Raw genomic sequence first — 11944 nt, forward strand, 5'->3', positions numbered from 1 at the left:
GACAAAAAAGTGAGCAAACTGAACCTCTGGTGAGTATATAAACGGCTTCGTGCTTCAGCCACCCTTGTGAGAACCATAGTGCTCACTGAATATGTATTTTGAATTTTGGGTTCAGGAAAAGAAAAATGTCTGTTTTTTAATGATGTCCCATAAAGGGTAAGTTCACTGGTGCACAGACAGAAGGAGTTTTAATAACTAGTAATAAGGCGATTAGGTCGTTTGGTTATTTTTGTCTACTTTATTTCTATCATATATCTATTTTTTTCCACTTATATCCTTATATAAAAACCAAATTCTGACTTCCTTCTTTTATCTACCCATCCAACATTTGAATATTCATTTTTTTCTCTGCGTCATGGCGTCTCTGCGTTTTTGAGCAAATATCCTTTTTAAAATCCGGTTTCTGACTTCTGGCTTCTACCTCTCGTCCAATTTGCCTTAGATAGCTATTGTGGGATATACCTTCACCTATAATTTTAAGATTTTATTCATTACAGAAATCAATTGCTCATTTTTTGCTGGTTATAAGGGTCATTATGGGCTTCAGAAAAATCGCCTTTTTCATTATCGAAGCGTTTACCAGAGTTATTTTTATGCATTTCAGCCACTGCCAAATCATACAAAACATTGGCCCCTTTATCTGCTGCCGACCAATAATGACCAAAAGCTCCGTTAACCATTTTGGTATTTAATAATGAACTAGGGTTCACCGGAATAACGGTGATGTTTGGCTCTTGTTTGGCCAAATAAAATCGCTTAAGGTCTTGTCAAGAAAGGAATCAGCACGTTTATAAAGTCATTAAACCTTTCGATATGAGGCATATGACCGACATTTTCTAATTCCACCAATTGTGCGTTAGGAATTTCTTTTTGCGTTTGTTTGCCTAATTGAGCGTATAGCCCCATTGTTTCCCTAACCTCTTTAGGAACAAGATTTTTCCCTAAAGCTGTTCGGTCTCTGGTTCCAATGATTAATAAGGTTGGTGCACTTATGTTTTTGAACTCATAAACTACCGGTTGCGTAAAAATCATATCATAGGTTAGTGCCGCATTCCAGGCGATTGTCTTATAGTCAGAGTTTAGTGTCCAGCCGGCCAGTAAATTTACCCATTGGTCGTATTCTGGCTTCCATTTGTTGTCATAGTAGTTTACCAATTGGTATTTTTTAATACTTTCGTAACTACTATTAAGTTCATTCTTATACCACCATTCCACAGGTTTGTACGGCACTTTTAACTTCCAGTCTTCAAGACCAATTGGATTTTCCAAAATTAATTTTTCTGTTGTTTCAGGATACATTAATGCAAAACGAGAGGCAATCATTCCACCCATTGAGTGCCCTAAAATGGCAGTTTTAGCAACGCCTAAAGTGTCTAATAATGTTTTAGTATTTAGTGCGAGTTGCTGAAAAGTATAATGAAAATTAGTTGGTTTTGATGATTTTCCAAAACCTATCTGGTCGGGAACAATTACACGAAAACCTTTTTCACTCAAGGCTTCAATGGTTGTTTTCCAATAGGCCCCATTGAAATTTTTCCCGTGAAACAACACAATGTTTTTCCCATTATAGTTTTCGGGCTTAATATCCATATAAGCCATTTTTAAGTTTTGCTCTTGTATATGCAGCGGTAATATGGAGACTTGATACGGATATTGGTAGTTTGACAATTCAATATCTAACCATTGCAATTGATTGTCCTGTGCTTTTGTGATTTGAAAACCACATAAAACGATAATTAGTAATACTATTTTTCTCGTCATTTTTTTATTTATATGGATTGATTGATTGATTGATTCAGTTGCTTCGTCAATATTTATGCCTAAATTGATTTATTGCGTTAAGTTATTGAACAGAAAGAATTTTGTAAGGATTGTGCCCAATATAACTGCGCCCTCCCCTGAGTTGCATTTATTTTTCCAGTGTTGATGTATGTCTATATATTTCAGTTTTTTTCGTTAGTGAGTGCCCAAATAAGACTAAATATCCTTTGGGACTGATCCCTGTAGAGTTTCGGGGGTGATTGGGGACCAGTGGTATGGTTGACTTGATTTTCGTCTTGGGTTATAATTTGATAATCAATAAATTTAACGCTACTAATCTTTCTTTGCAAATAATCAATTGTCTTCTTACACGACACCGGTAGGCGAGGTTTAAATTTGAAAATATGTGGTTGATGGAACGCCCCATCTCCTCTGCGTCCTGGCGTCTCTGCGTTTGAAAATGGCAGGGGACAAAGAGCAAAAGGTAAAGAGAATCTTACATCTACAGGTCTTTCCCTCAAAATCAAAAAAACTATAAGATCTCATCGATTTCTCTGCACCTTAGCTTTTGAGTATGCCGGAATACGTCCAGTCTGCAGGCACCGAACCAAAACAACCATGACCCAAACAAGCCGGTGTATATAAACTGTATTCAATAGAAATTTCTTATCTCTAATTTTAAATTCCTTCAGTCCAAGCAATATTTCCACCAAAAAATGAATATCTTTAGAGAATAAGTCAATAAAAATCAAAGACTATGACCGCCAAAAAGAAAAAAACAGGTAAAATATTTGTCCTGGACACCAACGTATTGTTACACGATCATAAATGTCTCTATAATTTTGAAGAGAATGATATCGTTTTACCAATAGTAGTTCTGGAGGAACTGGATAAATTTAAGAAAGGGAATGATCAGATCAATTTTCAGGCGCGTGAGTTTGTGCGGGAAATGGACCGTTTGTCGGGAGAGAAATTATTTACCGACGGCATCTCTCTGGGCAAAGGTCATGGAAGACTTTTTATAGAAACCGGAAAACCCCTCCCTCCGGAAATGCAATCTTCATTCTCAGAAAACACCCCCGACCATCGCATTCTGGCCATCACTCTTTACGTCAAGGATCACAACCCCGACCGCCAAACAATACTGATAACCAAAGATATCAACCTCCGAATGAAAGCAAAATCGTTGGGGTTGGTAGCAGAAGATTATGAATCGGATAAGGTCAAAAACATAGAAATACTTCACCGTGGCGTGGAAACCTTCACCGGATTCAACAAGAAGATTATTGAAGCCCTCTATAAAGAAGGACAAGTGCCGCGGTCCGATTTCCCAATGAAGGATGAACAGTTGCCCGCCAATCAGTATATGATATTAAAGAACACCAGCCAGAGTGTTTTGGCATGGTTTGATCCTTCCACAGAATCCATTAGACGCGTAGAGAAACATTCGGCTTTTGGCATTGACCCCAGAAATGCAGAGCAGGCATTTTCGTTTCATGCCCTTTTAAACCCTGAAGTTACACTGGTATCGTTAACGGGTAAAGCCGGAACAGGAAAAACCTTATTGGCTCTGGCTGCCGCCCTTCAACAACACAACCAATATAAACAGATCATGTTGGCTCGCCCCATCATGCCGCTGGCCAACAGAGATTTGGGTTTTTTACCCGGCGACATTAACGAAAAAATAGGGCCTTATATGCAACCTCTTTTCGACAACCTGGGCGTTATTAAGAACCGGCTACCACAACAAAGTAAAGAGTTGACCGTCATCGAAGAACTGCAAAAACAGCAGCAATTGATCATCACACCCCTGGCCTATATCCGCGGGCGCAGCTTGTCGGATGTGTTTTTTATTATTGATGAGGCCCAAAACCTTACACCGCACGAAGTAAAAACCATTATTACCCGTGCAGGGGAAGGAACCAAAATGGTCTTTACCGGAGATATTCACCAAATCGATTCGCCTTACCTCGACATGCAAAGCAACGGTCTGGCATATCTCACCGACAAAATGAAAGGCCAAAATATCTTTGCTCATGTCAACCTGATAAAAGGAGAACGTAGCTATCTCGCAGAATTGGCTTCAGACCTGCTTTAAGAAGGAATAAAAACAGGATGAAATTCAGACCAGCATATCTTAGATCATTAGATATTAACCCCCTGATAAAACAGAAGAGCAGGAGAAAATAAAATAGGTTCCGGCACTTCAAAATCATTGGCTATCTTTGCAGTTTGATTTTTCTCAATCTTATATCTAACGATCTGTTCCATGATTGACCAGTCACAATTTCAGCGACGAACCGTGTCCTTTTATACCCTGGGATGTAAACTCAATTTCAGCGAAACATCCACCATTGCCCGTCAATTGGAGAACGAAGGCTTTATCAGGGGCGATTTCAGAGAAGGTGCGGATGTTTATATAATCAACACTTGCTCTGTTACCGGCAGTGCTGAAAAAAAATGTCGTTACGCCATTCATCGGGCCTTGCGCATTAACCCAAAAGCCTTTATTGTGGTGACAGGATGTTTTGCACAGTTAAAGCCCGAGGCAATAGCATCCATTGAAGGGGTTGATCTGGTGCTGGGAAGCAATGAAAAGCTTGAAATGGCCTTTTATCTGGGCGTACTGGAGAAGAAAGAGAAAGCAGAGATACATGCTGGCAATATTGCCAAAGACAAACGCTTCATGCCGTCCTGGTCGTCGGGTGATCGAACCCGCACTTTCCTGAAAATTCAGGATGGATGCGACTATTTTTGTTCCTATTGCACCATTCCTTTGGCGCGAGGACGTTCCCGAAATGCCACCATCCGTCAAACGGTTGAACAGGCCAAAGAGGCCGGTAATGCCGGGGCCAAAGAGATCATTCTCACCGGTGTAAACATTGGCGATTTTGGTAAAAGCACTGGAGAAACCTTTTTTGAGCTGCTCAAAAGTCTTGAAAAAGTAGAAGAAGTACAACGTTTTCGTATTTCATCCATCGAGCCCAACTTGCTCACCGATGAAATCATTCAACTGGTTGCCGACTCCTCCAAATTTATGCCGCACTTCCATATCCCTCTGCAATCGGGTAGTGACGAGATTTTAAAACTGATGAAAAGAAAATACGACACCGCTCTTTTTCGCAAAAGGGTAGAAACCATTAAGACGCTTCTTCCTCATGCATTCATTGGGGTGGATGTCATCACCGGCGTGCGGGGAGAAACCCGGCAGGAGTTTGAAAAAACCCACGATTTCCTCCGCCAGCTGGACATCTCTCAACTGCATGTGTTCACCTATTCGGAAAGACCCAATACCCAGGCATTAAAAATAGATTATTCGGTACCCCATGAAGAAAGAAAACAAAGAAGTGCCTTACTGCATGAATTGTCGGCCTTTAAAGTACGTAAATTCTATAAACAATTCGAACACACTAGTGCCAGAGTTTTGTTTGAAGAACATCCCTCAAACGGACTCATGCATGGATTTACAGAGAACTATATAAAGGTTGAATTTCCATTCAACCCCGCCCTAATCAATCAAATTGTCGATGTAAAACTCAAGACCCTTTCGGCCCATTCGGGGAATATGACCCTACAACTCCCGAAACAACCATTTGGTGAACAAACGTTTTATTTTGTCCCCGAAAATTTAAATATTTAATACGATCAAATTATTGCACCATGTATAATTATCATCAAATCTGCGAAGAAACTGTTAAAATAGCTCGTGAGACAGGTCTTTTTGTCAAAAACTTCAGGTTAAAACATAGGCCGGATGTGGAGACAAAAGGAAAAAACGACTTTGTAACCCAAATCGATAAAGCTTCCGAACAACGGTTGGTAGAAGCATTGGGCAATTTACTACCCGAAGCCGGGTTCATCGCGGAAGAAAACACCTCAAACAAAATTGGAGACACGCTCAACTGGATTATTGACCCCATAGACGGAACCACCAATTTCATTCACGGACTCTATCCCTTTGCCATCAGCATCGCCTTGAAGGAAAACGACCGAATGGTTGTCGGTGTCGTTTATGAAATGGGAATGGACGAATGTTTCTATACTTGGGAAGGAGGTCCCGCCTTGCTCAATGGAAAAGAAATTCATGTCTCCAATACGCCAACCGTAGCCGATAGTCTTATTGCCACCGGTTTCCCATATACCAACTACGGACTGATTCAAAATTTCATGGAGACCCTCGACTATTTCATGAAGAACAGCCATGGGCTGCGCCGTCTGGGTTCAGCTGCTGTTGATCTGGCCTATGTCGCCTGCGGCCGCTTCGATGGCTTTTATGAATACAATTTAAAAGCATGGGACGTCGCCGCCGGGGCTTTCCTGGTCCAGCAAGCGGGTGGAAAAGTCAGCGATTTCAAAGGAGGTGATAACTATCTTTTCGGCAAAGAGCTGGTATGTGCCAACAACCTTATGTTCGAAGAAATGCAAAACACCATTGCAAAAATTATGGGAAAAAGTTAATCGTCGGCATCAAAATTGATCAGAGCGCTGCGAAGGAAAACAGCGAAAAGAGTGCATGGTAACAAGACAAATGATAACTCAAGAAAATTGAACGCAACAAGCATGACAATAAGGGTTGTCTCTACTTGCCCAGGCATTTCGGGGAAAGAAAATGTAAAGTATCTCTCATAATCATGCGAGTTCTCCACAACCGTCCCTACCTTCCCGGAAACAATGTATTAGATAAATATCATACTGATGAACAAACTATTGTATTATATATGGCATCCATTAATATGGCTCATATCCTGGTTGCCAACACCTGTTTTATATATACTCTCCAATGTGCTTTACTATTTGGTATCTCTGGTCGGATACCGAAAAAAAGTCATCCTCCACAATCTGAAAAAAGCATTTCCAAATAAGGACGAACAATGGCGAAAAGATATCCTGCACAAATTTTATCGTCATTTCAGTGATCTCTTTGTCGAAACAATGAAATTGCAACACATTTCGGACAGTGAAATATTTAAACGTATTACCTTTTCCAATATTGAGGTCATTGAAGAAGCCACCGAAAAAGGACAAGATGTGATTGCCATTCTGGGACATTACGGCAACTGGGAATGGGTGCCGGCCCTAAACATGCATGTTACAGCAAGCGGATACAGTGTTTACCGGCCATTAAAAAACAAGCTTTTCGACCAATATATGCTAAAACTGAGGTCTCGATTTGGATCGGGAAATGTCCCCATGAAAAAGACGCTCCGGTTGGTAGCGGGTTTAAAAAAGGAAAATAAGCGTTTTGTTTTAGGACTTATTGCAGATCAAAGTCCCGCCAGATCTGAAATTCAATATTGGACCAACTTTTTAACTCAACCCACTCCGGTCCTCATGGGACCTGAAAAAATGGCAAAAATGGTCAATGGAAAAGTCATTTACTTTAAGGTATCAAAGCCCAAACGAGGATACTACCATATCGACATCATCCCTTGGAACGGCACCCCTCAAACTGCCAAAGAACATGAAATCACGGAATGGCACATCCGACTTCTGGAAAAGAGCATTTTGGAAAGACCGGAACTTTGGCTGTGGTCACACAGACGTTGGAAATATCAAGATCGCTATCAAGGTCAGCCACTAAAATAAACAATCAGATTATTTTATAATTTTACAAATAAAGATGGTGCAACAGAAAGACAACCATCAATACGTATCTGCTATCATCCAATAAAGCAATTTTCAACTGCCAACCCCTGAAATAAAAAATCATGCCTGAACCAATCGTCGCTGTAGTCATTCTCAATTGGAACACACGCACTATGCTTGAACGATTCTTGCCGGAAGTAATCAAGTACACCTCCCATCCCCGGGCATCCATTGTCGTGGCAGACAACGGCTCTGACGACGGTTCGGCGACGTTGGTAAAGGATAAATTTCCGGAGGTAGAAATCATTCAGCTCGATAATAATTACGGCTTTGCGGGAGGATACAACCGGATATTGAAACAACTAAACACTCCTTATACGGTATTACTCAACTCGGATGTCATCCCGGGGGAGAAATGGCTGGAGCCACTCATCCAATGCATGGAACAACATCCTGATACCGCCGCTTGTGTCCCCAAAATCAAAGCCCTAAACCAACCCGATCACTTTGAATATGCAGGTGCAGCAGGAGGCTTCATCGATAAATGGGGTTACCCCTTTTGTCGTGGTCGCATATTTGATGTATTAGAGGAGGATAAAGGGCAATATGATCAGCCGGATGAGATTTTTTGGGGTAGTGGCGCCGCACTGATGGTTCGCACCGAATGGTATAACCATTCGGGGGGCCTGGATGAAGCCTTTTTTGCCCACATGGAAGAGATTGACTGGTGCTGGAGAATGAAAAACCAAGGCTTGAAAATCAGATATTGCCCGCAAAGTGAAATTTTTCATCTGGGAGGAGGGACCCTCAATGTCATGTCACCACGGAAAACTTACCTGAATTTCCGGAACAATCTCTTTATGCTTTACCGAAATCTGCCCGAAAAAGGCTTTAAAAAAACGATGTTGATCCGATTAATATTAGATGGAGTAGCAGCCCTCAAATTCCTTTTATCAGGGGAATTTGGTAATTTTGCTGCCGTGGGAAAAGCACATCGTCACTATTTCAAAAGCATCCACCGTCTAAAAAAGGAAAGAATCGAGCTACGGAAAAACACCACCTGTAAACTCCATCCCGAAATTTATCAGGGAAGCATCGTTTTCGACTTCTTTTTCAGGAAAAAACACCACTTTACGGATCTAAACATGTCTGCTTTTCAAAAAAAGGAAGTAAACCATCAGAGAAATTCCACAATACGCTCAAGTTGATTGGCCCGGCTCCCCTTAACCAATATCAAAGCATCGGAAATAGGTTTTTTCTGCAAAGCCTCTTTTAACAAATTGGTATCACTAAACCACTTGAAACGATTGTCGGCAGGGAGAATCCCGGCAAATTCATTTCCTGTAAAGAAACATTCGACAAAATTCAGCCTCATGATTTCTGATATCAATGCCTGGTGCTCAGACACGCTCTCCTCTCCCAACTCTTTCATCCCTCCTATAATCAACACCTTCCGAGCATGTTCCATTAGTCTAAAATTAACAAGGGCAGCCCGCATGCTTGTGGGATTAGCATTATAGGCATCCAGAATAACCTGGTTCCGTTGGGTGCGAATATACTGGGAACGATTGTTGCCCGGAATGTAACTTTCAAGAGCTTCTTTAACCAACTCTTCTTCAATACCAAAATAATGCCCCAGCGAAGCAGCAGCCAAAACATTGTCTCTATTATAAAGCCCCACAAGCTGGGTTTCTATTCGCAACCCTGTCACTCGGGAAGTGAATAGATCAAACGAAAGCATCGGCGTTGCCGATACATTCTCTGCCCGAACCACGGCATCCTTGCCGGTACCATAACCAATCCAGGGATAATGACCAACCATTGAAAGAAGAACGTCATTATCAACATTAATAAAAATTTCTCCTCCATTCTTTTTCAGAAACTCATAGAGTTCCCCTTTGGCCTTTTTAACACCTTCGAAAGACCCGAAACCTTCAAGATGAGCTTTTCCCACATTGGTGATCAGTCCATGATTCGGCAGGGCGATCCCACATAACTCAGAAATTTCATCCATATGGTTGGCACCCATCTCCACAATAGCAATCTGCGTCCGCGGAGGCATGCTCAACAGCGTAAGTGGAACGCCTATATGATTGTTCAGGTTACCCTGCGTATACCAAACATCATATTTCTTTTTTAAGACAGCCGCAATGAGTTCTTTTGTCGTTGTTTTTCCATTACTCCCGGTAATGCCTATAACCGGAATATCCAGCTTTTGACGGTGATATCTGGCCAGTTTCTGAAGCGTCGTTAAAACATCCGGAACCCAAAAACAACCTTCCTCGTCACGCAGCTTTTCATCGTCCACAACAGCCAGCCGACACCCTGCTTTCAATGCTTCTTTCGCAAATGTATTCCCGTCGAAGCGTTCTCCTTTTAAAGCAAAATAAATAGTGCCGGGAGTCATCTTTCTCGTATCGGTGGTGACTTGGCCACATTCAAGAAATATTTCGTATAACCGAACAATATCATTCATTGATAAAAAATTAGAGATTAGACACCAAATGATCAGGCAATAGATATCGACTAAAAGAAATTTGGTTTTAGCATTTGCCAAAGGTAATAAAACAGAGAACAACCGACACGCTTAAAATATCTGATCTAACCAAAAACCATCTATAGCCCTCAATCCGTCCCCAAAAGGTCATAAAAAAAGCCGGAAAAGAAAATTTCCGGCTTTCGCTATAATCGATAAAACTCCAGTTTACTTTTTACTATTGGCGGGGCTTCCTACACGTGTCATAGCACAACGGAATCCGATATCATCTCTGGCTTCACGCTCATCCAAGAAGCGGCGGGTGCCGGGACTCAACCAATAGGCACGATCTCTCCAGGAACCTCCCTTATAGACTCTTGCACGATCAGAAATCGTACTACTCAAGGTTCCGGTGCTGGCGGTGTACATATCATCCGTAGTCAATTCACTAGCCGACCAGTTACCACCGGTAGAAATATTGGATTTGGCATCTCCATCCCCGTAATTTCTATTGTCTGCAGAACGATAGTTGCCTCGATCTTTGATATCCTCTGCGGTTTCTTCACGATACTGAATATTGCCATATTCGTCGGTTTCGACCACATAGCCTTCTTCATCCAGAACTTTAGTTTTGAATACATTTCCGCGATAAGGACTTAATTCATCCACATCTTCCAACGACAAGGGACGATAAACGTCGGCCACCCATTCGTTCACGTTTCCGGCCATACAATACAAACCAAAATCGTTCGGATAATAGGAGTGTACAGGAACAGTAATATCACCACCATCGTTCAGGTCTCCGGCCATACCCATATAGTCACCGTCTCCTCTCACAAAGTTAGCCATAAAACGACCTCTTTCTTTTTTGGAAGGATTACGTAAAGTGTGACCATTCCAGGGATAGATGCGTCGGTCAGTAAGTCTCTCTTCATAGGAATTGCCGACCAAACCATAAGCCGCATATTCCCATTCAGCCTCAGTTGGGAGGCGATAGCGGGGAAGCAAAATACCATCACTGGGACGTACCCGACGAGTATCTTTATTCGGATCAAGATCTTCCAGTTGGTTTTTACCGGCTACTCCTTCATATTTCCCCAATAAGTAAGCCTCTGTATCAAAATTGTTTTGTCCGGACTGTTGTAAATCCAGCTCCAAAATTCCTTTTTCCACCAGAATCATCTCGTTCACACGGTCGGTACGCCACGCAGCATAATCATTAGCCTGAAGCCAGTTTACACCCACCACGGGATACTCACTGTAGGCCGGATGACGGAAATAATTTTCCACCATGGGTTCGTTATAGGCCAGCGGACGTCGCCATACCAAGGTATCGGGAAGTGCATTTCTGTACACTTCGGGCATATCAACAAATACCCGATTGATCCAATACAAATACTCACGATAATCCACATTACGAACTTCTGTTTCATCCATGTAAAAGGAACGAACCGTAACGCGACGAGGAGAATTATTCCAATTCTTCATCACATCTTCATCGACATTTCCCATAATGAATGTTCCACCCTCGATAAATACAAGGCCGGGACCTGTTTCCTGTTCAAAATCGGCCTTATACTCAAACCCTCCGGTTTCGGGGTCGTTATAGCTCCATCCTGTAGTAGATGACGCGCTTTTTCGGGCACCTCCTCCACATGATGCTAAAACCATTAATCCCAACATCAGTGTGGGAACAAAAAGTCTGGATTCCAATCTCATAACTTATCTTCTTGTAATTCTTTTACTTATTCTTTGTTTTTACTTAGACCCGGAATTATAATATCCCTACCATAAAAAGAAGAAGTTTCTTCTTCAATCCATTCACAAAGGATGTATTATAATACTATTATTTAGCGTTTTACAACAACGATTTACTGTCTTTTCAAAAAACGTCCTAGCAACAGACTCTGTTTCTTAGAACGAAATCCATAAGAATTCATTGTTTTTATACTACAAAAATAGAAAAAGGTTATACCACCAAGCCAACTTTAATTCTTTTTTTTGATTTCAGGTGGAACAAGAGCCTATTAAGGTGATACATTTCCTTTGCAATACAACGCTTCCTTCCCCAATTTCCCCGACTTCCTCTCCTGATGGTTATTCTCTGATCATATAACGATC

General features: G+C 41.6%; 10 protein-coding genes. 5 read left to right on the plus strand and 5 right to left on the minus strand.

Annotation, left to right across the window (positions count from 1 at the left end):
- Positions 1-500: 500 nt before the first annotated feature.
- Positions 501-746 carry a hypothetical protein gene (locus ACT29H_RS07400; protein WP_444820978.1) on the minus strand — a complete coding sequence of 82 codons (246 nt, stop codon included), beginning with the start codon at positions 744-746 and terminating at the stop codon, positions 501-503.
- A gap of 10 nt (positions 747-756) precedes the next feature.
- Positions 757-1761 carry an alpha/beta fold hydrolase gene (locus tag ACT29H_RS07405; RefSeq protein WP_444820979.1) on the minus strand — a complete coding sequence of 335 codons (1005 nt, stop codon included), beginning with the start codon at positions 1759-1761 and terminating at the stop codon, positions 757-759.
- 757 nt (positions 1762-2518) lie between these two features.
- Between ACT29H_RS07405 and ACT29H_RS07410 the strand changes: the two genes are divergently transcribed.
- On the plus strand, positions 2519-3859 hold the full coding sequence (locus tag ACT29H_RS07410) for a PhoH family protein (protein ID WP_444820980.1): 1341 nt from the start codon (positions 2519-2521) through the stop codon (positions 3857-3859).
- A 47-nt stretch (positions 3860-3906) separates the two neighbouring features.
- Here ACT29H_RS07410 and ACT29H_RS07415 read toward each other — a convergent pair whose 3' ends face one another.
- Positions 3907-4032, minus strand: a complete 126-nt coding sequence (locus ACT29H_RS07415; protein ID WP_444820981.1) for a hypothetical protein — start codon at positions 4030-4032, stop codon at positions 3907-3909.
- Here ACT29H_RS07415 and mtaB point away from each other — a divergent pair.
- The 4 genes from mtaB (at position 4031) to ACT29H_RS07435 (ending at position 8555) form a co-directional block, all read left to right on the plus strand.
- On the plus strand, positions 4031-5401 hold the full coding sequence (mtaB, locus tag ACT29H_RS07420; protein WP_444820982.1) for a tRNA (N(6)-L-threonylcarbamoyladenosine(37)-C(2))-methylthiotransferase MtaB: 1371 nt from the start codon (positions 4031-4033) through the stop codon (positions 5399-5401). The two genes, ACT29H_RS07415 and mtaB, sit on opposite strands and share 2 nt — an antisense overlap.
- 20 nt (positions 5402-5421) lie before the next feature.
- A complete protein-coding gene (locus ACT29H_RS07425; protein ID WP_444820983.1) occupies positions 5422-6219 on the plus strand; it encodes an inositol monophosphatase family protein in 798 nt (265 codons plus the stop codon).
- A gap of 237 nt (positions 6220-6456) precedes the next feature.
- Complete coding sequence (locus ACT29H_RS07430; protein ID WP_444820984.1) at positions 6457-7347, plus strand: lysophospholipid acyltransferase family protein; 891 nt, start codon at positions 6457-6459, stop codon at positions 7345-7347.
- Positions 7348-7469: 122 nt separating this feature from the next.
- Positions 7470-8555 (plus strand): glycosyltransferase family 2 protein, encoded by a 1086-nt coding sequence (locus ACT29H_RS07435; protein ID WP_444820985.1) that lies wholly within the window; start codon positions 7470-7472, stop codon positions 8553-8555.
- Here the strand turns inward: ACT29H_RS07435 and ACT29H_RS07440 are convergent.
- Together ACT29H_RS07440 and gldJ are read right to left on the minus strand one after the other, a co-directional pair.
- Complete coding sequence (locus ACT29H_RS07440; protein WP_444820986.1) at positions 8525-9823, minus strand: UDP-N-acetylmuramoyl-tripeptide--D-alanyl-D-alanine ligase; 1299 nt, start codon at positions 9821-9823, stop codon at positions 8525-8527. The genes ACT29H_RS07435 and ACT29H_RS07440 overlap by 31 nt on opposite strands.
- A gap of 228 nt (positions 9824-10051) precedes the next feature.
- Entirely contained in the window at positions 10052-11542 is a 1491-nt protein-coding gene (gldJ, locus tag ACT29H_RS07445; protein ID WP_444820987.1) for a gliding motility lipoprotein GldJ, read from the minus strand.
- Positions 11543-11944: the final 402 nt, after the last annotated feature.

Origin of the sequence: Thermophagus sp. OGC60D27, from assembly GCF_052400625.1 — a bacterium.
In the GTDB taxonomy this organism is placed as follows: domain Bacteria; phylum Bacteroidota; class Bacteroidia; order Bacteroidales; family Marinilabiliaceae; genus Thermophagus.

Excerpts from the sequence above, each read along its gene's own strand:
- ACT29H_RS07425 (WP_444820983.1), top strand. The coding sequence starts at position 5,422 with ATGTATAATTATCATCAAATCTGCGAAGAAACTGTTAAAATAGCTCGT.
- ACT29H_RS07410 (WP_444820980.1), top strand. The coding sequence starts at position 2,519 with ATGACCGCCAAAAAGAAAAAAACAGGTAAAATATTTGTCCTGGACACC.
- ACT29H_RS07440 (WP_444820986.1), bottom strand. The coding sequence starts at position 9,823 with ATGAATGATATTGTTCGGTTATACGAAATATTTCTTGAATGTGGCCAA.
- ACT29H_RS07415 (WP_444820981.1), bottom strand. The coding sequence starts at position 4,032 with ATGGAACAGATCGTTAGATATAAGATTGAGAAAAATCAAACTGCAAAG.
- mtaB (WP_444820982.1), top strand. The coding sequence starts at position 4,031 with ATGATTGACCAGTCACAATTTCAGCGACGAACCGTGTCCTTTTATACC.
- ACT29H_RS07405 (WP_444820979.1), bottom strand. The coding sequence starts at position 1,761 with ATGACGAGAAAAATAGTATTACTAATTATCGTTTTATGTGGTTTTCAA.
- ACT29H_RS07430 (WP_444820984.1), top strand. The coding sequence starts at position 6,457 with ATGAACAAACTATTGTATTATATATGGCATCCATTAATATGGCTCATA.
- gldJ (WP_444820987.1), bottom strand. The coding sequence starts at position 11,542 with ATGAGATTGGAATCCAGACTTTTTGTTCCCACACTGATGTTGGGATTA.
- ACT29H_RS07435 (WP_444820985.1), top strand. The coding sequence starts at position 7,470 with ATGCCTGAACCAATCGTCGCTGTAGTCATTCTCAATTGGAACACACGC.